Source organism: Candidatus Hydrogenedentota bacterium (assembly GCA_035450225.1).
Lineage (GTDB): Bacteria > Hydrogenedentota > Hydrogenedentia > Hydrogenedentales > SLHB01 > DSVR01.
In genome coordinates this window covers 1-21,096 of sequence record DAOTMJ010000006.1, presented here as the reverse complement: position 1 = coordinate 21,096, position 21,096 = coordinate 1, and the positions used below count along the sequence as shown (strand labels likewise).

The 21,096-nt window shown below is 57.8% G+C and carries 13 protein-coding genes; 7 read left to right on the top strand and 6 right to left on the bottom strand.

Features of this window, described 5'->3' with window-relative positions:
• Positions 1-95: 95 nt before the first annotated feature.
• Positions 96-2,237, bottom strand: a complete 2,142-nt coding sequence (locus P5540_05520) for a hypothetical protein (protein ID HRT64268.1) — start codon at positions 2,235-2,237, stop codon at positions 96-98.
• Between the two features lie 41 nt (positions 2,238-2,278).
• Positions 2,279-3,742 (bottom strand): radical SAM protein, encoded by a 1,464-nt coding sequence (locus P5540_05515; GenBank protein HRT64267.1) that lies wholly within the window; start codon positions 3,740-3,742, stop codon positions 2,279-2,281.
• A 206-nt stretch (positions 3,743-3,948) separates the two neighbouring features.
• On the opposite strand from P5540_05515, the gene P5540_05510 reads away from it, so the two are divergent.
• The 7 genes from P5540_05510 to P5540_05480 all read left to right on the top strand — a co-directional run bounded on the left by P5540_05510 (position 3,949) and on the right by P5540_05480 (position 14,183).
• Positions 3,949-5,295, top strand: a complete 1,347-nt coding sequence (locus tag P5540_05510) for a radical SAM protein (GenBank protein ID HRT64266.1) — start codon at positions 3,949-3,951, stop codon at positions 5,293-5,295.
• Between the two features lie 111 nt (positions 5,296-5,406).
• Entirely contained in the window at positions 5,407-7,431 is a 2,025-nt protein-coding gene (locus P5540_05505) for a sulfatase (protein ID HRT64265.1), read from the top strand.
• Positions 7,432-7,529: 98 nt separating this feature from the next.
• Positions 7,530-8,993 carry a radical SAM protein gene (locus P5540_05500; protein ID HRT64264.1) on the top strand — a complete coding sequence of 488 codons (1,464 nt, stop codon included), beginning with the start codon at positions 7,530-7,532 and terminating at the stop codon, positions 8,991-8,993.
• Positions 8,994-9,008: 15 nt separating this feature from the next.
• Entirely contained in the window at positions 9,009-10,451 is a 1,443-nt protein-coding gene (locus P5540_05495) for a radical SAM protein (GenBank protein HRT64263.1), read from the top strand.
• Between the two features lie 70 nt (positions 10,452-10,521).
• Positions 10,522-11,229: a hypothetical protein gene (locus tag P5540_05490; GenBank protein ID HRT64262.1), complete on the top strand. Its 708-nt coding sequence runs from the start codon at positions 10,522-10,524 to the stop codon at positions 11,227-11,229.
• A 3-nt stretch (positions 11,230-11,232) separates the two neighbouring features.
• Positions 11,233-12,696, top strand: coding sequence for a radical SAM protein (locus P5540_05485; protein ID HRT64261.1), 1,464 nt, complete (start codon positions 11,233-11,235; stop codon positions 12,694-12,696).
• A complete protein-coding gene (locus P5540_05480; protein ID HRT64260.1) occupies positions 12,693-14,183 on the top strand; it encodes a radical SAM protein in 1,491 nt (496 codons plus the stop codon). The genes P5540_05485 and P5540_05480 overlap by 4 nt, the downstream gene beginning before the upstream one ends.
• A gap of 47 nt (positions 14,184-14,230) precedes the next feature.
• Here the strand turns inward: P5540_05480 and P5540_05475 are convergent, their stop codons facing one another.
• The 4 genes from P5540_05475 to P5540_05460 all read right to left on the bottom strand — a co-directional run bounded on the left by P5540_05475 (position 14,231) and on the right by P5540_05460 (position 20,908).
• A complete protein-coding gene (locus P5540_05475; protein HRT64259.1) occupies positions 14,231-15,163 on the bottom strand; it encodes a carbohydrate ABC transporter permease in 933 nt (310 codons plus the stop codon).
• A 103-nt stretch (positions 15,164-15,266) separates the two neighbouring features.
• The gene (locus P5540_05470; protein ID HRT64258.1) at positions 15,267-16,187 is read right to left on the bottom strand and encodes a sugar ABC transporter permease; all 921 of its coding nucleotides are present in this window, start codon (positions 16,185-16,187) and stop codon (positions 15,267-15,269) included.
• Positions 16,184-17,542: an extracellular solute-binding protein gene (locus tag P5540_05465; GenBank protein HRT64257.1), complete on the bottom strand. Its 1,359-nt coding sequence runs from the start codon at positions 17,540-17,542 to the stop codon at positions 16,184-16,186. The genes P5540_05470 and P5540_05465 overlap by 4 nt, the downstream gene beginning before the upstream one ends.
• Positions 17,543-17,605: 63 nt before the next feature.
• The gene (locus P5540_05460; protein ID HRT64256.1) at positions 17,606-20,908 is read right to left on the bottom strand and encodes a DNA methyltransferase; all 3,303 of its coding nucleotides are present in this window, start codon (positions 20,906-20,908) and stop codon (positions 17,606-17,608) included.
• Positions 20,909-21,096: the final 188 nt, after the last annotated feature.

Here is a 21,096-nt window from a genome sequence, read left to right as displayed (position 1 = left end):
GTCCCCCATTTTACTAAACACGTCCGATAGCAATCAATGCCGCCATGGAAATATTCGAAAATTACCGCTGTAATTTTGCTTAATATACTATTAAATTAGCGCTGTAAAAATATCAAACGGCGCAAGTTGACCGTGTACCGTCCGCCGGCATCGCCGTTTATTTTAAGAAAGAGCGCCATCGTCTTGACCTTGCCGCGCCAGTAGGAATTGGCCGAGAGTGGCTCCAGCGCCGGATGGATGACGCTGGATCGCCAACGGTGGAACGGCCACCAGCCGCCCTGTTTCCACACATCCTGTTCACTTGCCCACAAGAAGACCATGGCGTAATCGGGCGTGCGGCCCTGTTCGTCCACCACGGAATGTTCCAGGATGGCGGATCCGGCGGTGCGTGTGTCCAGCGCGACATCATCGCAGCGTATCAGCGGCTGGTTGCCCTGGATTTCAATCGTAATGCCGTCGCTTGACTGCACATGTTTGTCCCCGAAGTATTTCCAAGCCTCTGCGTTTGGCAGCGGCGCGGTAAAATCGTAGGACAAGACGGCCGGGTTTTCCGGCGTCTGTATATAGACAGTTGGCCGCGCAAGGTATTTCCAGAAAAAATTATCCTCGTGAGTGACAATTTTTTCATTGGATTTACTATAGCGCTCCAGTTTTTCGGGAATATACATTGCCCGTTCGCGAGGCGGCGGCTGAAATGAAAAGCCGAATTCCACCGCGCGATACACGATGCCCAAGGAGGACCATGTGCCTATCACAAGTGCCCCTATCAGGATTCGCCTGCGGATCGTCGCGTATTTCCCCTCCGGTGCGCGGATAGCCGTAGCCAAACAAACCAGGAAGACGAGTTGGCTGGGAATGATGACTTTCGTCGTGAAATCGCTGTACACGCCCAGACGATACCATGGCGCAAGGATAAACACGGCCAGCGCGCCGTAAAACCAGAGTCGGCCCGGGCGATATTCGTTGCCCCGCATGCCGGGTGCGGCAATCGCATAAACGCCGAAAGCCGACAGGTAATACAACAGCAAGTAAGACCATGTCTTACCCACATCCTGAAACGTCCACAGCCAACTGCTCGGTATGTCGGATTCGACGGATTTGTAATAGAAAATGAAGGAAAAAACGAGGAGAGGGCCTACAACCGCGTTACCCAAAGTGAATAAACGCCTTCCGCGGGTGTGAATGGTTGCCATCAGCAGCACGGGAATGGTTCCGAGGGTAACGAAGATCGAACAGATGGGCAGTATCGAGGCAAGCAGAAAAGAACGTTCGAGCGTCTTTCGGCGCAGCGCGTCGTGGAGCACGATGAAAATCAGCACCCATGCCGGTAAGACGTGATTGGGACCGTCGAACAAAAAGGAAAGCATTCCGTAGAACCGGTAGAAAACGCCGCCCATGATTGTCTGGCCGTCGGGTGTGAGAAGAGAAAAATTGGCGGACCAATGCGCCATCCAGCCGCGCCCGATGGACCACCAGAAACCGCCGGTAAGATAATCAAGCCATGAAATGTCCTGCGTGCCGGGAAGCGGCGTCGTGTAGAGGTAACCGATGATGTCAACTCCAGCAAACAGGAGGAACATGAGGGCGAAACGCAGGCGAAAAGTTCCGATCAGGCGCAAAAACCAAATGACGGCGAGCAAAACGCCAATCGAATGCCATGCGTAGGTGAACAGATAGGCGGCGTTCCATCCAAAAAGACGTCCCACAACGGCCGGTGGCAGGAAATAGGCCCAGTAATGGCAAAGTCCCGGGAAACGCGTGCCCGGACTTGGATAATCGCTGATGGCGCCGGGTGGCCAAGGGTTCTCGATCAGACTGCGGAGAATCCCGTCATAGGCCATGTAGTCCGAAAACCGGAACGTGAACCCCCCAATGCCCGTGCAGGCCACAAGAAACGCCACCAGACCCGCCAAGAGGAAGATACGGAAAAACAAATCCTCGTCGCTGTAGGACGCATCGGGAGGCGGCCGGTCGCCGCGGGCGTCGCGGGCCCATGCCACCGCCCGCTTGGCGCTGTAAAAGAACAAACCAATAAAGGCGGCGGAAAACGCGATGGCGAGGGAGAGACGAAACCACCCCAGAATGAAAATCAAAATCGGCGCGCCCACGTACAAGAGCGACGCCGCCTCGAGGATCGCCACGCCCTTGGGCCCTTCGATCGCGCTTACCCAATGGCTTGGCCGGGTTGGGCCGGGCGCCGGTTCGGGATTTGTTGTCTTAGACGCGCTTTCGCTCATTTTTCCCCATTGACGTCTTTACCGATTGATTTTGGGCGCTGTCATGGCGTCCGAAGTATCCGCAGGAATAAATACAGAAGAGATAACCATTCCCGCGGCGAACCCACAGGCAGAAAAAAACGGGCCGGATATTGCCGAAATGTTTGCGCATAGGCGACACGCATGAAATAAACGGCCAGATAAGGCCAAGTCAGGGGTAGTGAACAGATAAATTCACAATGTTTCCGAAGCCATGGAAAATGAACAAACAAATCAAATAGTTTGTGCAGATTCTCAATCTTGCGCTGTTCGAGGGGCGATTGAAATGTGAAGACCGAATTTCGCCTCACGGAAGGATTTACGGGTTTGCCGGGCGACAAAAAACCATGATCCACGGCGTATTGGTAAATGGGCGTGCCCGGCCATGGATAGATTAGATTCGCCATCGAGGAGGAAGCCCCCATTTGAATGTTGAGATCGAGTGTCTTGAGATCCACTTCGAAACTGTTTTCCACAGGCATTCCAAGCATGTTTAACAAGACTAGCCGTATGCCGTGCGCCTTGGTCCTTTCCGCGGCTTGCAGTATCAAGTTATTGGACAAGTTTCGGTTCAAGACTTCGTTGGCAACGCGTTCATCACCGCATTCGATCGCCAACATCACCAGAATCAACCCGGCCTGCTTGAGCGCAACAATCGTTTCTTCCGTAAAATACTCGGGACGCCCGGTGCAGCCAAAGGGCACGCCCACACGTTCCCGGTAAAGTGTGCTGAATTCCTCGATCCATCCCGGCGGTCGAAGAACAAAATTGTCATCCGGGAAACCGGTAAACAACAAGGGATACCGTGCTTTTACCGAGCATATTTCATCCACCACGGCGCGTGGAGAACGATGGCGGACCGAGGGGGTTTCTCGCGGGTAGAGTTCGCGGTAACGGACGTTGAAGCAATAGGTGCAGGAATACGGGCATCCGCGCGAAGCCATGAAAAGTTTGCCACCGAGTGAACCTTGAAACGGGTCCCCGTCATAGACAACGCTGTGATTGGGCGGTGGCAGGGCGTCGAGGTCGTGAACCAAGGGCATCAACGTGTTTTTATGAATACGGCCCTTGTGCCGAACCCAAAAACTCGGCGTCTCCCAATAGGCTTCATGCCCCTCGAGGCGCCGGCAAAACTCGACAAAAGCCATTTCGCCCTCGCCGATACATACCGCGTCGCAATCGGGATCCTCCTCTATCATTTCGGGCGAAAATGTCGGGTGAATGCCGCCAAACAGGGCCAGAAAAGAGAATTCCCTCTTCAGTTCGCGATTCAGGGCGACATGCCCCGGATAATCATGCGACATGATGCTGTAGCCAATGATATCCGGCTGAAAGGTTCGAATAAGTTCTCTCAAGCCTTTGCGTCCCAAACGCAAAGCGACGGCGTAGCGTACCTCATGGCCGTTGGCAATCAAAGCGCCGGCCAACCACGCGATGCCCAACCGGGACATCTTGCTGTATTCTGCCGAAAGGAACAAAATTCTCATGATCGCGCATACCTCGTGTAACGCCGTTCCTTCACGGCGGTTATTCGGGGCAAAATCATGCCGCAAGTTTGCCACAGCGGACTTTGGCATTCAAAAAGCCGCAAAGAGGACCATGGCGGCATTGCGGTAAACACGCACGGTGTGACATCATGCAAACAATGAATCTTGCCCGTCGTAACGTACGCACTCAGCGGGAGCAGTCATAAATGTGCATGATTCGGAAAACCGTTGCCGTGTGCCCAGAATGCGCGCGCGAGGTGGAAGGCCGCGTCGTGCGCGAAGGCGAAACCGTTTACTTACTTCGCGAATGCCCCGATCATGGTTCGTATCGGCTTTGCGTGTCGAATAACGGGGCGTCGTATGCGGATTTCGACCGTTTCTATTGCGAGGTCCTTGGCAAGGGACAACCCGCCGAGAAAATCGCAAACATCTGGATTGTCGGGAGCGCCTCGTGCCAGATGTTATGCCGCTACTGCAACGCCGACATGCGCCAACCGGCTTTCGAAGACATGACCCTCGACGATTTGAAGCAAATCCTGGACGAGCATGGCCATGTCAAACTGACGTTTTCAGGGGGCGAACCCACGCTGCATCCGCATGTGTTCGATTTTTTCCGCGAAGCGGCGCGCCGCGGCGTGGCGGCCCAACTGGCCACCAACGGCGTCACGCTGGCGTCGCTGGACTTTTGCAAAAAGTTGATCGAGGCGGGGGTAACGGATGTCCGGATCACGGTGGATTCCCTGAATCGTGAACAGACGCAACTTCTGGGATCGGAAGCGTTCCATGAACCGAAGATCCGCGCGCTGGAGAACCTGCAGGCCTTGAACGTTCCCACAACCTTGTCGGTGACGGTTCTCCGGGATATCAATGAGGACCAAGTAGCGGCCTGCATAGACTTCGCTCACGACAAACCGTTCATTCGCGCCGTTTCCGTCAACGGATTCACGTGGTCGGGGGGCGGGCGTTCGCTCGACCGATCGCACGTGATGATGCCGGATGAAATCATGGATTTGATTTACGCGCGATATTCCACCCCCGCCAGCCGCCGCGAAGATTACCTTACATTTCAAAAGGCGCTTTTTTCCCTCATGCAGATCATGGGCATGCGGCTGTGTCTCTACACGCAGCTCATGGTGTTCGTCCGGACCCGGCAGGGCATGGCGCCCATTACCGAATTTCTCCACATGAGACGACTGAATCGGGCGATGAAAAGGTGGGAGCGGCTCGCCTCTTCGGGACGCTTCGTGCAGGCCGTGGCCATGGGCCTTGCCTTGACGTATGCGTTGCGGGCCAAATCTTTTACAATCATCCCGCACATCGCGCGGATGTTTCTGGCCAACCTGTTGCGCGTTTCCGCCCGGAACACGCCCTCGAAGTTTCTGAGCCTTTCGATCAACACCAGTTGTTCGGTCCTGAACTGGGATCGCGCGGTCGCGGATCGTTGCATGAGCAGTTTTCTTATACGAATGAACGGCGAGGTTCGCTTGGGCGTCAGCACAAATTCGGTAATGGAACGCGAAAGAAAAGAAGTCGCCGCGACGATCGCGAAATAGTTTCTTTGTCCGCAACTTCTGTGCATGGCACACAGAAGTTGCGGACAAAGAAATCATATCCTTGATTGAGGCATTGCGGCTGAGCCGCGTTAGGTGAAAGGGAAACGTCTAATGACCCGAAATGGAAAGATCATGGGCGCATGCTTGGTCGTTATTTGTTTGGCGCTGGGGGTATCAGGCTGGCGCTATCTGTGGAATGGAACGTGTCCTTTCCGGAGACAAGACTCCGCCCCGCGTCCGGCGGTTGCAATCCCAACTGCTCCCGATACGGATTCCACGGCCGCCATCGCAACGCCTGGCGACGCGGAACGATCTCCCGGCCGCTCCAATGTGATTTGGATCGTGCTCGACGCCTGCCGCGCCAAGAACCTGTCCTGTTACGGCAATTCGCGTCCCACATCGCCCGTCATGGACGCGCTTGCCCAGCGCGGCGTCCTTTTCGAAAAGACCTTTTCCCAAAGCACCGGCACCTGTTTTTCCGTGCCATCCTACATGACGGGGCGTTATTTCCCCGTGTCGTGCTTGAGCGATCGGTTTTCCCGCGCCGTGGTGCAGCGCACACCGCCTGCGCACGAGGTCCTTGTGGCGGACACCCTGCGGGCCAATGGCTACCACACCGTCATGTTCAACGCGCATCCTATGTTCGATGCGACGGACCGAATGGGGCAATCGTTCGACGAATTCATCAAATTGCCGTGGGCTATCGGCATAGGCGGCGTGCCCACGCTGGCGCAACTGAACGAAAAGATCTTTGCATGGCTCGATACACGGCCCGACAAGCCGTTTTTCGCCTACGTCCATGCCATGGATACCCATTTCCCGATTATCCTGTCGCCGCCCGACGATCAATGGATCGATCCGCGCTATGCGCTGGACAACTTGGCGCCCGTGGATTTCGCGCAATCGTACGTCCGGCGGGACGGACAGCCGTTCACCGCGGACGATCGCGCCTATCTCGAAGCGTTGTATGACGGCGCCATCCACTATTCGGACACCCAGATCGGAAGACTGATCCAGCATCTCGAAGAGATCAAGGCGCTGGACAATACCATCATCGTTATCGGTTCCGACCACGGGCAGTCGCTTGGAGAAGACGGTTTCTTTGTCGGACATTCCAAAAATCTCTCCTACGACGAACTGTTGGAGGTGCCGTTCATCATGGCCGGCCCCGGCGTTTCCGGCGGAAAACGGATCGGCGCGCTTGTTGAAAACGTGGATATCGCGCCCACGTTGCTGGAACTCTTGGGAATCGCGTCAGACGCCCGGTACGACGGGAAAAGTCTTGTTCCATGGATAAACGGCGTCGCGAAAGATCCACCGCATGAATTTGTGTTTGCCGCTCCGGATCGCGGCTTCTACGACGGGCCTTATTCATTCATGATCCGAAACGGCGAATACCGGTATCAGGAATCGCTGGACGGCAATGAGGCACATTTATGGCGCATGCCGTACAACTATGCGGCGCCGGAGGATCTGATTGGCGCGAGGCCGGAACAGGCCGCTGCGCTGCGCAAGCGGTTGAACGCGACTTGGGGGGGATATTGGCGGGACTATCTCCAATTGCCCCAAGTGGCCGTGACGCTCGACGCGGCATGGATTGCGCCGTTTTGCGTGTCCGGCGGTCCCGTTGAAGGCAGCGTGATACTGCCCGTCAAATCGCCGCGCCTCCGAACGGACAACAAGTGGGCCTGTACGGATGGGGCCTTGTGGTGTTCATGCGCCGAAGAGGAATGCCCCGTTTTGCAGGTGCGTTTCCCCGTACCGCCGGGAACCTATAACGTGCATATCAAGATCCTCAACGATTCTTCGCATGAAGGCCGCCCGGCCTCGGCGGTTCTTGTGAAAATGCGGGGAGAAACCGGGGCCGTCATGATACAGAAGGCCGACGCCCCGCCGGATCAGGCGCGCTTCGAGGCGATTGCCGCGGGCTCCTACGATGCCGGCGACGGCCTGTTCGAGTTTACCCTAGCCGGCGCCGACCGCGAACACTGGGCCTGCGTGCAGAAAATCATTCTGACGCCGGCCTCGCTTTCGGAATCCCCGGGCGGAAAACTGGCCGCGGAAAAACTGGACCCCGAACCTTTTCAGAAGGTCAAAGCCGCCGATGAGGCGCTGCGCGCGCTGGGCTATTTCTGAACCGGTTTCCGCGTGTTTGTCGTGCCCATTCCCGTGTTTTACAGGCGATTGCCGCTACGGCTATACTCGCGCCGAACGGGCAGGGAGTGATACCGCGCGTGAGAATACTTTTCTTGTCGGCCGAATTGAATCGAATGCCCCGGCTGGGCATTTCGTCGCTGGCGGCCTGTCTTTCCGCCGACGGCCATGAGGTCCGGCATGCCGTGGCCGCGCGTCTTGGGAAAAAACGGTTGCGGGATCTCATGCGGACCTTCAAGCCGGATATCGTCGGCTACAGTATCATGACGTACGATTATGCATCTCATGTGGCGCTCAACCGCGAATTGAAAAAGGAATTTCGCTTTCGGGCCGTTTTTGGGGGCATTCATCCGACGTTTTTGCCCGAAATGATTGACGACGATCCGGAATGCGACGCGATCTGCATCGGCGAGGGAGAATGGGCGCTGGCCGAATTTTGCCGGCGTATTCAGGAAGGCGGGGCCTACTGGCAAACGCCGAATTTTTGGGTGCGGCACGATGGCGTGATTCACCGCAACCCCTTGCGTCCGCTGGCCACGAGCCTCGATGCATTCCCTGTTCCCGACCATCGCGTTCTGTACGAGGGCGATCCCTATCTGGCCCGGCTGGGATGGAAGATATTCATGGCTTCCCGTGGATGCCCCCATGCGTGTTCCTATTGCTTCAACGCCCAATGGAATCGGATTTACCGGGGCTGCCGGCCCGTCGTGCGCCATCGCGCCCCGCATGCGGTGATTGACGAAATTTGCGCCGTGAAAGAACGTTATCCGCTTCGGGCCGTCGGGTTTTGCGACGACGATTTCGCGTTGAAACCGGAAGGCTGGATGGAGGCGTTCTGCGCGGAGTACCGCGATCGCGTAGGACTGCCGTTTGGATGCACGTGCCGGCCGGAACACGTGACGGACGAACTCATCGGACTGCTCAAGGCCACGGGGTTGTGCGCCATGTGGATAGCGGTCGAGTGCGCCGACGAACGCGTCGCCAACGAAGTGCTTCGACGCAATCTGAAAAATGAGCAAATATTGAGAGCCACGGAAGTCGCCAAGAAACATGGCATACGCCTGTTCCTGTTCAACTTGGTGGGCATTCCCGTTGAGAATAGTTTTGAGACCGATCTCAAAACCCTGGACTTCAATGTCGCGGTGCGTCCGACCTATTCGCTGGCGACGCTCCTGTATCCGTGGCCCGGCACAAACATTTACGACTATGCCGTCGAGCATGGATTCCTGTCCCCCGGGGAACGATTGTCTCCATCGGTGCGTCGTTTTTCCGTTTTTTCTTTCCGTTCGCCCGCTGAAAAACGAAAAATAGAGAATCTGCACAAGTTGTTCGATTTCTTTGTGCGTTTCCCGTGGCTACGCAAGCATTGTGAATCCATTTGTTCGTTGCCTCTCTCGTGGATTTATCTCGCGGTGTACCTGGTGTGGCAGGCGTATGTGATGGCGGTCAAGCAATGGCCGCCCCGTGCTTCCCTGCCCGTCCGCTCGATTCGCGAGCACCTGACCAATGCCCGTTTGATGCTGCGTCTGTTTCGGACCCCATAACCCAAGGGCCGCCTGATGGCTGCATTGCATATAGCGCTGGTAAATGCAGGACGCGTCGAAAAAGTGACGGCGTTCACGCCGCCGTTGGGACTTTTATACCTTGCGGCGTATGTACGGCAGCATCATCAGGCGGATATCACCATCCTGGATCAACGCGCCGCCGATTGGACCCATGAGGAAACCGTCTCGCAAGTTGTCGCACTGAAGCCCGATATCGTCGGGGTGCGTTGCGTCACGGGCGCGCATCGGGGTCTGCATATTCTGTCACAAGGGATCAAGCAGGCGCTGCCGGATTGCCTTGTTGTCCTTGGAGGGCCGCATGTTTCCGCATTCGGCGAAACACTCTTGGATTCCACGCTGGCCGATATGCTGGTGCGTGGAGAAGGTGAAATAACCTTCGACAGCATCCTCCAAGCCTTCCAGGACAACAAAGACTACAGCCGGATTCCCGGCCTGATTTGGCGCCATGAAGGAGAGGTCATTACCAATCCGGGACAGCCGCCGTTTATCGGGGAGTTGGATAGCCTTCCGTTTCCGGCCTATGACTTGATTGACATTCGCCGGTATTGGCGTCTGCCGACCCAATGTTTCTTTCCGCTTCTGCGCAATTACATTGCGCTGTTTACCAGCCGCGGATGCCCATGGCAGTGCAACTATTGCCACAACATTTTCGGAAAAAATTACCGTGTCCATTCCGCCGAACGGGTCGTGGACGAGATTGAGCACTATGTCCGCGCATACGGCGTCAGCGATCTCGAATTGGTGGACGACTGCTTCAACCTGTCCGCCGATCGCGTCATGGAAATCGCGGATTTGATGGGACGCCGGAACATCAAAGTGCGCACGGCGTTTCCCAACGGACTGCGAACCGATATTCTTCGCAACGACACGGCGGATGCGCTTGCCGCGATGGGCGCATGGTACAGCGGATGCGCGCTGGAATGCGGTTCGGATCGCCTCCAGAAAATGATCGGAAAAAACCTGAACCTGCCGCGTTTTCTCGAGGGAGTGGAAATGCTGGTCCGGCGGGGCGTTTTTACCACGGGTTTTACCATGATCGGGTTTCCGACGGAAACGGAGGCCGAAATGCGCATGACTGTTGATACGGCATGCGCTTCGATGCTCCATTCAACGTTTTTCTTTTACGTGACGCCGTTTCCGGGAACCGAACTCTACCATCAGGCCATGCGATGGAAGCCGGATCGCATGAAGGCCGTGAATTTCGATGAAAGCCTTACGTTCTTCACCGGGGATGCCATCGTGAATTTGTCCGAAATGCCCGATGACCTGTTTTACGGCTTTGCGCAGAAGGCATATCGGAAATTTTACCTCAATCCGGGACGCATCGGGCGAATCATCCGCGATACGCGATCGAAGCGCACATTGCCAATCCACGCGCTCATCTTCGGCGACTACTGCACGCGCGATTTTCGATTGCGGCGTTGGCTGAATATCTGAGTGTCGCATCTTGACAACGTTGAACACCGAACGGGATACTTGACGCTGGTCATTGGGAGTGTCGGACATAATGAGAGATTTGATCATCCTTGGCGGCGCAGGCGGGATGGTGGTGCTGTATCAGGATTTGCGCGAGGTGTATCCGGGCATCAAAGTCGCGATCCTGGATGAACGGTCCGAGGCGGAAACGGCGGTAGTCTGCAAGGATACGCTGCCGGTCATTCGCGATTGGGACTTCGGGCCGGCCCGCCGTTTTTACGGACTGGACGATTCCGCCTTCCAAAGTTTCCTGCCCACATTCACGTATCCGAGGGTCAAGAAACTGCTGGTCGAGAAGGCGCTGGCGCGCGGGTTGACGCCCGCACCGACGTTTGTGCATCCCGCGGCCAAGATTTATGGGGAGATTTCGTGCGGCGTAGGCGGGTTCATCACGATGGGCACCTGGATTGCCTCCGATGCGCGCATCGGAAATTATGTCTGTGCGGGTTCGCCGAGCGTCATCGGGCACGACGTGGACATCGGCGATTATTGTACCATCGGCACCAACTCCGCGCTACTGGGATTCGTCACGCTGGGCGAAGGCGTGCAAGTGTCTCCGGGCGCCATTATCCGGACCGGCATCAAGGTGGCCCCTTGGGTCATCATCGGTATCCAGGCGGCCGTTGTGTCGGATATTGTCAAGGAAGGGATTACCGTCGGCGGCGTGCCCGCAAAAGAATTGAAATCGCGCAAGAGCGGGCCGATTCCGATGGATCGCTTTCGTCCGCCGGAGACATAATTTGTGAATGTCTTTCTCGTCAGCCTCGGCGAGTACCTGAAGACGGCGCCGTCCACGCCGCCGCCCGTCGGCATCCTATCGTTGGCGGCATGGGCGCGCGCCAAAATCAAAGGGCTGCGCATCACGCTTCTTGATCAGCGGCTTGAGCGCATCAATCATCACGAGGTGGCGCGGCGCATCATTCAGGCGCGGCCGGATGTCGTCGGCATTTCGTATATGACGTCGGCGGACACGTTCGTTCCCGGAATTACCAAGGCCGTCCGCGATGCACTACCCGGTTGCACGATTCTCTTGGGCGGTTCGCATCCGGCGGCGGTACAGGCAGCGGCCATTGAGGGCACGCAGGCCGATGCGCTGGTTGCGGGCGAGGGCGAAATCGCCTTTGAAATGATCCTGCGCGCGATCCAGGAAGGGGAGACATTCGAACATGTGCCGGGACTTTATCGCCGACTTCCCGACGGGTCGGTTGTGCGTAATCCCGGCGAATTGCCTATCGTGCAAAATCTGGACGAACTGCCCTTTTTGGCTTACGACCTACTGGATGTGCCGCGGTACTGGACCGTCTATTCTCAGTCCCCGATCCCGCCGCCGCAGAAGCAAATCGTTCTGTCGTCGAGCCGCGGCTGCCCGTTTCCCTGCATCTTTTGCCATAAAATTTTCGGAAAGACCTTCCGCGGGCAAACGCCGGAACGACTCGTGGACGAAATGGAGTATCTGCAAAAAAAATACGGCGCGGAACGTTTCGATTTCATTGATGATGCTTTTATTCAGGATAATGAGCGCGTGTACCGTTTTAGCGAGGAGGTCAATCGCCGTAATCTACGCGTCAAATTGACGATGCCGAACGGTCTCCGCACGGATGCGCTTACACAAGAAATCGTGGACGCCATGGTGGCGGCCGGATTGCGCTCGTGCGCGTGCGCGTTGGACGCGGGCTCCCCGCGCATACAGAAACTGGTCCGCAAGGGACTGAACATTCAGCGTTTTCTCGACGGGGTCGAAATGATGGCCCGTCATCGCGTGTTCACCTATGGATTCATGATGTTCGGTTTCCCGACCGAAACCGCCGAGGAAATGCAGATGACGATCGATATTTCCCGGAAATCGCTGTTGCACATGGCCTTTTTCTTCAAGGCCACGCCATATCCGAATTCGGGATTGTACGATTTGGCTATGCAACTATGCCCGGAACGCATGCAGAACCTCGATTTCACGAATCATGACGTCTACTACAATCCGGTCGTCAACCTGTCCGCCGTGTCGGACGAGGAACTCCTCTATTACCTGCGCAAAGCCACGCGGGTATTCTTTGGGAATCCGGTTCGGCTGTTCCGTTTCACCCGCGACTGTCCGCATCCGTTCCGTTTCCTGCAATTCTTCCCAGGCGCCATCCAGCAATCATTCAGCCGGAAACGCGGCCGTTTCCGTCATCCGGTGCATTATCCCGAAGGTCCCTCCGGCTTATGAGCGCCGCGTTGCGCATTGTCCTAATCAACGTGGGCCGGCGGGAACAAACGCCGGCATTGACGCCGCCGCTGGGTCTGCTCTACCTTGCCGCGTATGTGAGACGTCATCTAGACGTGGACATCACGATTCTGGATCAGCGCGAAGCCGATTGGCCGGACCCTGATCTGGTTTCCCGAGTGGCTGAACTTGAACCGGACATCGTGGGCATGCGTTGTCTGACGGGCGCGCATCGCGGACTGCGCGTCCTGACACAAGGCATTCGGCAGGCGCTTCCCAAGGCGCTCTTGGCGCTGGGCGGGCCGCATGTGTCGGCCTTTGGCGCGGTCATTCTGGATCATACGGCCGCCGACATGCTGGTGGCGGGCGAAGGGGAGCGAAGTTTCCTGCATATCGTGCAGACGTTTTTGGACAACCGGGATTACAGCGGCATTCCCGGTTTGATTTGGCGCAGTCCAGACAGCGGGATTGTTTCCAATCCGGGCCACGGGCCCATCGTCGAGAATCTCGACGACCTCCCGTTTCCCGCCTATGATCTGATAGACATCCGCCGGTATTGGGCCAACTCGACGCAAGTCTTTTTCCCGATGCTGCGAAAATACATCGCGATGTTCAGCAGCCGGGGGTGTCCATGGCATTGCTCCTATTGCCACAATATTTTCGGGAAAAAATTCCGTTTCCATTCCGCCGAACGCGTCGTGGACGAAATCGCGCATTATGTCAAGACCTTCGGCGTGGAAGATGTGGACTTCATGGACGACAGTTTTAATTTCGCCCCGGAACGCGTGGCGGCTATCGCCGACTTGCTTGGAAAACGGGGCGTCAAAGTCAACGTCGCGTTTCCGAACGGAATGCGGACGGATATCCTAACGCAAGAAACGGTGGATGCCTTGGCGGACATGGGCGCGTGGTATAGTTCGTTTGCGCTTGAATCCGCATCGGAACGCATCCAGAAACAGATCGAAAAGCACCTCAACATACCGCGCTTCATCCAAGGGGTCGAGATGGCCGTGCGTCGTGGAATTCTGGCCACGGGTTTCACGATGATAGGATTTCCGGGCGAAACACTCGAAGAAATGCAACTGACGGTGGACACCGTATGCGCATCGAAACTCCATTCGGCGTTCTTTTTCTATGTGACGCCGTTTCCGGGCACGGAATTGTACCGCCAGACCTTGCGCGACATGCCCGAACGGCTCCGGAACATGAATTACGACGACAGTTTCAGCTACTTTACGTTCGATGCCGTGTCGAATTTGTCAACCGTTCCCGACCCTGTTTTTTTCCGCTTCGCCGATAGGGCGTATCGGAAGTTTTACCTGAATCTGCGACGGATCGCCCGCATCGTCCGCGATACGCGATCGCGGCGCACGTTGCCGATGCACTTGCTCTATATCGGCGATTACTGCACCCGTGATTTGGCTGTGCGCCGTTGGCTCGGCAAGCGCATTCCGATAGAATCCGGCCTGCTGGGAAAAAGACGACGGTAACTGTCGCGGCGATCAGAATCCATGGCGATGCGTGACGGTTGTGTAGCCTACCCTTTCAGCGCGCCGATCGTGATCCCGCGGGTCAACTGCCGTTGCAGAAGCATGTAGACAAGCAGCGTCGGCAGCATCACGATCACCAATCCCGCGAACATCAACCCGAAATCGTTCTTGTACTGAGCCTGAATGCTCACGCTGGCGAGGCCGAGCGGCAAGGTCTTCTTCGCCGAGGCATTTACGAAGACCAACGCAAACAAATACTCGTTCCAAAGGCCGAGGAAATTGAAGATGGCCGCAGTGACGATGCCGGGCTTGCCGAGCGGCAACATGACATGCCAGAAAACACGGTATTCGCCCGCGCCGTCCATGATCGCCGCCTCGCGCAATGCGCCGGGCAGCGACTTGAAGAACCCGGTGAGCACGAGAATCGTGAAGGGCAGGCTCAGCGCGATGTAAAGAACCGTCAATCCGAAAAGGGAGTCGTGCAACTGGACTTCGTAACCGAACGGGACCGTAAAGCGCGTCAGGAACCGCGACATTTCCGTGAACTGGAAAAACAACGGCACCAGCACGAGTTGCGCGGGGATCATCATGCCGCTGATGAAATAAAGGAACAGCAGGCGGCTGCCGCGAAACGGGAATCGGGCCAAAACATAGGAAGCCATCGCCGACAGGGTCAGTACGCCGGCCAGCGAGGCGCCGGTCACGATGACGCTGTTGAAAAAGAAACTGCTGAAATGCGACTTGACCCATGCCGAGGCGAAATTGCTCCGGGCCGCGTCCCATGGGGCGGGAACGGCGGGATTGTCCGCGTGGGGCGAACCGGCAATCAACCACGGCAATCCAAAGGGATTCTCGAATATTTCCTGCGAACTGCGCAGGGAATTCATGAACACCCACGCCAGGGGCAGCACAACCGCCAGGAGCCACGCCAGCAGCGTGGCGTGGAGGACCGCGGTGCGGAGTCTGGTTAGTATGGACATGGGTTTGGATTCCGGAAGGATGAAAAATGAAGAATGAAGAAACTTCGATTATGGACACAAGCACAATGAGGCGATCCGGTTCTGGAAGCATGGAAAGGCCGCATCAGTATTCCAGCGCCTCCCTGCGCGACAGGCGCAACGTCAAGAGCGTCGCAAAAAACACCAGCACGAACAGCAACACAGCCACGGCCGATCCGTATCCCACGTTGTATTCCGTGAACACCTTCTGATAAAGCAGCGTGGCGAGGACATGCGAGTCCTTCGTCGGCCATTGGTTTTCCATGACCCAAATGGCATCGAAAAACTTCAGCGAACCGATCACGAGAAACACAAGCCCGACCGTGAACACTTCGCGAATCAGGGGAAATGTGATGTGGCGGAACTGGGCGAAGGACGACGCCCCATCGAGCGTCGCCGCCTCGTAGAAGGTCTCCGGGATGTTTTCCATTGCCGCCAGAAACAGCACCATGTAAAACCCGGTCGCGGTCCAGACCATCATGGGCACGATCGAGTAAATGACGTATTTCGAGTCCACGAAGGGAAAGGGAAGCGTCCAACCCGCCGGCCACGGAATGCCGATGACCGCCAGCGCGTCTCTCAGATGGAACAGCAGGCCGTTGATTACGCCGAAATTCGTCGTGCTGTACAGGAGCACCCAAAGCAAGGCGATGGCCACCGACGCAATCACGTTCGGGAAGAAGAACGCCACACGAAACAGCGCCGCGCCCCGCACGCGCCGGTGCAACACGGCGGCGAAGAACAGCGCAAGCAGCAGGGTCAACGAACCGCCCGCCGCCATAAGAAAGAGGTTGTGTTTCAACGCGGTCAGAAATAACTCACTGTCGCGGAAGAGTGTCGCGAAGTTCTTCAGGCCGACGTAAACCGGCGTCGAGAGGCCGTCCCACCGGCGCAGGCTGTATCCGAGCGCGCGCACACCCGGTAGGGCCACAAAGACGGTGAACAGGATCAATGCCGGCGCGAGGAACGTTGCGATGAAGATGCGCTGTTCTCCCCGTTTTTTCATGGCTGTTCTCCGAACCGGACTGGGTCGTAAGGGACATGGGGCGGAATGATCGCGTCCGGATTGGCGCATGCCGCCGCGATGCCGTCGTCGAGCCGACGGCAGAACTGTTCCGGCGTGGATTCGCCGCGCAACAGGGCCGACAGCGACGGTTGCATAACCTCCTGCGTCCATTCGAGGAATAATGCGTCGGCCCGCACCGAAAAAATGCCCGGCGCGTTGTCCATCATATCGAGAACCGATTGCAGTGCCGGACTGACCGCCGACCGGGGCGTAGCGCCGCGCATCGGGGAGATGACGCCGATGCTCGCGCCCATGTCCGGCGCGTTGATCGGCGAGACCAGATAACGCGCGAAATCCTGTGCCTCCTCGGGAAATCGCGCATCGGCCGGGACGAAGATCCACTCTGCGCCCATGCCGTTGAAGAGGTTCGGGTTGCCCTTGCCGCCCTCGACGGCGGGCACGTTGAAACAACGCATCTCGAAACCGGGCGGGGTGCTGTTTTTCATCTCGTTTTCGAGCCAGATTCCGCACCAGATCATCGCCGCATGACCGTTGACGAACTGAAGCTGGCTTTCCGTGTGCGTCATGGCCATCGCGCCCCGTTGAAAGTGGTTCCGGGCCATTTCCTGTGTGAGCCGCGCGGCGTGCACCACGTCCGGGTGCGAGAAGGCCCCCGGTTCGAACAAGTTGATCCGGTTGATCGCGGCAAGCCCGCCGCACCGTTGTATCAGCGTGACGAATGTAAACCAGCCGTAGTTCGGATACTTCCCCTGAAACGCAATCGGTTCCACCCCGGCCATCCGAATCGCGCGGCAAAGCGCGTCGAACTCGCGCCACGTCTTCGGGACCGTCCAGCCGTGCCGGCGAAACATGCGCGCGTCGTACCAGCAGGCCCACGCGCCGAACGCGCTCGGTAGCGCGTACACCTTGCCATCGCTCGTGAACATATCCAGGGTGCCCGGAATGAACAGGTCACGCCACCGTGTGGCGGTTCCGTAAGCGGGCTTTTCGAGCGCCGCGTTGAAATCGCGCAATTTCCCGTCCGCGATCAACATCCACACCGGCAACCCCAGCATGAGAAAGAGATCCGGCGGATCGCCCCGCAACAGCCTCGGCTTGATCTTCTCCGCCACCCGCGGATCGCCCCAAAGTTCCACCCGCACGTGGTCGCCCGCATGTTCTTCCGAGTATTTCCCGGCGACTTTCCGGTGCCATTCGATTCCATATCCCCCCTCGAATACCGCCGCTTCGACGATCTTCATGTCGCCGGCACCCACGGGAATGCGCCGAAGCGCATCGCATCCGCACAGCGCGAACGCAAGGCAGGCTGCGCCCATGACGGCCCTAATTCGCATCGGTCCCATGAAATGGGATTGTAAATTCTTGTGCGGGTCTTCCGCGAATTTTTCCGATGGGATCTACCGAATGGGCCAGCCGCCTTCGCTTTCGATTGCGGCGTCAATCTGGCGCATGACGCCGATGGTCTCGCGCAGCGCGGCAACGATTTGCCCGTATCGGCCGATGTCCTCGAATTCGAGGACGCGGCCCTTCCGATCGGCCAGCCACTTCCGGCAGACCGGATAGCCGCCGACATGGAAGTTCCAGATATCCGGCGCCACGCCGTCGAAGTATTGCGTCTTATTGATGAAGACGCGGCGGGCGGCTTCGACATACTCCGGCTTGTCCACCTCGTTCGTGCCGGATACGGGGAAAGAGACGCCGTTGTCCGGCGGTTCTTCGAGGAGATGCCAGCGCACCAAACTCGCGCCCAATGCGCAAAGCTCGCGGAACAAACGCGCGTTCGAGGCCAACGGTATTCGCGGAAAATCGGTCTTGAGGAATTCCGCGTAACGCGCGCGGTATGTGGGCGAATGGAGGACGGCGTAGATGTAATGGAACACGTCCTCCGGCCCGAAGGTCTTCTTCAGGTTGCCCGTACCATCCGGCACGAAGGTCATCTTCAGCCGTTGTGAAATGTCCGCGATGAATTCTGCCGACAGATTCGCTTTTCGGTGGATGCCATACGCCGCCGCCTCTTCCCGCGCCGCATACGCCTCGATGTCTTGTGGGTCTTCGCCGGTATCCGTGTAGAGATATAGCGGAAAGAGATAGTTGACCTCCTTCAAGGACACCGTGTGGTGCTGGATGATGTTGCGCGTGCAGAACACATGCTCCCAGCCGCGTCCAATCTCGACGGCGCGGGTCGTGGACAACCCAAGATTCTCGCCCGCGAGCATGTGGCGCATGACATCAGGGCGCGGCATGCAAAGGAAACCGCGGGAGCGGCCCGTGTAGTATGTCCAGCGGCGATCAAAGGGGCGGTAGAGCACTTGCGCAATGCGCTCTTTCGTCGGGCCTGATGACTGAATGTCCTCTTGAGCCAGGGTAACCTGCCAGTCGCGCGCATCGGGTCCGAGACTGAAGCGATCCCTTGCCTCTTCCGGCAGCATGGAAGAAAACTCACGGACAGTCTTCCAGACCTGCTCCGGTGTCCAGTGGACGCTCAAGTGATCGCGGGCGGTGACGATTCCCACCGAATTGACCGGAATGATCCGCGTAACGACCCACCCCAACTCGTACTCTTTCCGTCTCTTGCCATCCTGCGGAATGAACAAATAGAACGGGCTCGTCGGAGTCAATTGCATCCACTTTGTCGAGAGCACGTCGTCGCTATTCAACGCGGCATACTTGCCCCCTACGAGCCGCCGTTCACCTTTCTTCCCGCGATCCCAGACTTCCCGCTCGCCCCAAAGCTCGGCGTGTCGGATTGTGGTCGTTTGTTTTTCTTTCTGGTTTCTGTATTTGACAAAGATGCCGATGGCGACGCCCTGCTGGATGTCGAAGACGTTTTCGTCCTTCGACCCGTCCGGCGCCTTTTCCTTCTTCTTGGAATTACCGTGGAGATCCAGGAGATAGAGATCGTCGAAAGTGTGCATCAGGCTCCGGCGCATGCCACGGAACGTCGGGTTGTCGAGATAGCCATGATTGCTGATGAACGCGAGGATACCGTAGCCGGTTTGCTCGATACGCCACTGGGCAAAACGGATGAATTTCACGTAATCGTCATTGAGCCATTTCGGATTTCGTTCGCGAAGTGGCTCGCCGTCCACCTCGAAGTAACTGCCGGTGCGCCGATTCGATTTCTTGTCCACACCACGCAATAGATCCGAGATCCATTCTCCCTTGTTGACTGAATGCCCGGAATAGGGCGGGTTTCCGAGGACGACCATGACGGGATACTTGGTCTTGATGCGTCCGGCCGCGTTGGCTTCTTCGGCGATGATGCTGGCGAAGAGGGGAAGGTCTCCGAGCGCGAAGGCTTCTTCAAGGGTGTTGGTAAGATAGACGCGGAGCCGTTCGCCGCTTTGAAAGGTGTAGCCGGTTTCGGCGAGTTGGATGCCGAGTTTCATGTGCGCGACGGCGTAGGGCGCCATGAGCAGTTCGAATCCGAACAGGCGCGGCAAGAGATGGGCGGAGACGTAGCTGTTCCACGCGCCTTTGCCATGCTTTCGGCACACGGCTTCGTGGATGTGATCGACGACGCCGTGAAGGAAGGTGCCGGTTCCGACGGCGGGATCGAGGATGAGGACTTGGTGCGTTTCGCCCACCTTCCGGCGTTCGGGCGTCGAGGCGTTCTTGCCTTGGTGCATCTCGTAAATCGGGACGGTCTGCGTGGCGGCAAGGCCATCCTTGATCCCGAAATCGCGTTTCAGGATCGCGTCCACCGATCGCACGATATACGAGACGACGGGTTCGGGCGTGTAGTAAACGCCGCGCGCTTCGCGCATGGCCGAGTCGTACGCGGCCAGAAACGTTTCGTAGAAATGGACGACGGGATCTTCCTGCCGCGTGCGGCGTCCGAAGTCGCGCAGAATCGCGCCCATGTCCGCACGGTCGAGGAGTTGCGCCAGGTGGTCCACGGCCCACGAGAGGCGCTTGTCGAGGCTGGGTCCGGCGATATGGCCGAACATTTGGCGTAGGAAGGGGTTCGTTTCGGGGAGTTCGTAAATCGCCGCCTCGCGCGTGAACAGGCCGCGGACTTCGCGATGGTTGCAGCGCGCGGCGAACAGGCCGTAACAGATGGTCTGCGCGTACATGTCGGCGAACTGGGCCGGTTCGAGGTCGTGGAGCAGCACGCGGCGGAACGCTTCGAGTTGGCCGTGCAGCTCGCCGATGTCTGCTTCGGTTTCGAGCGCAGCGCGGATCACTTCGCGCAGTAGGCGCGCCGTGGCCGCCATGCGGGCAGCCAAATCGTTCGGCGTGGCCATTTCCGGGAACTGCGCGGAGAAAAACGCGTCGAACAAAGAGTTCAGTTCGCGCTCGCCATCCTTGTTTGGGCGCAGTTTGCCTTCGGGAGCGATTCGGGCGAGGCGGGCTTCCATGACGAATTCGCCCGCGTGATACAGCCGGAATTCCAAATAGTCCGTGAGGATCAGGTTCGGCAGCCCTTCGAGATAGCGCGCGAGTTGAGCCGTCCGTTCGACCTGATCGAGGTTCTCGCCGATGTCCTTCGCCTCGATATACCCGACGGTGACGCCGTCAAGCGCGACGATGAAATCCGGCGCGCCGCAAGCCACGCGCGTGGGTTCGTTGGTGGCCACGGCGTTCTTGCGCATGGCGTCCACGAGTGCCTGGAGGGCCGGGCGATGGGTATGCTCGGTCGCGCGGCCCGTTGCCAACTGCTTTTCGATGTCCTTGAGATAACGCGCTATCGGATTCATGCCGATGCTGTTGCTCCCCGTATTGGCCACGGGCGCGATTATGGCATTGCGGAAAATGGAGTGCAACCCACGCGGAAAATAGGACCGGCGCTATTTCAGCCGCATGCGGCCCTGCAGGGCGTGCGAGAGGGTGATGTCGTCGGCGAACTCGAGGCCGCTGCCGGTGGGGACGCCCTGCGCGATACGCG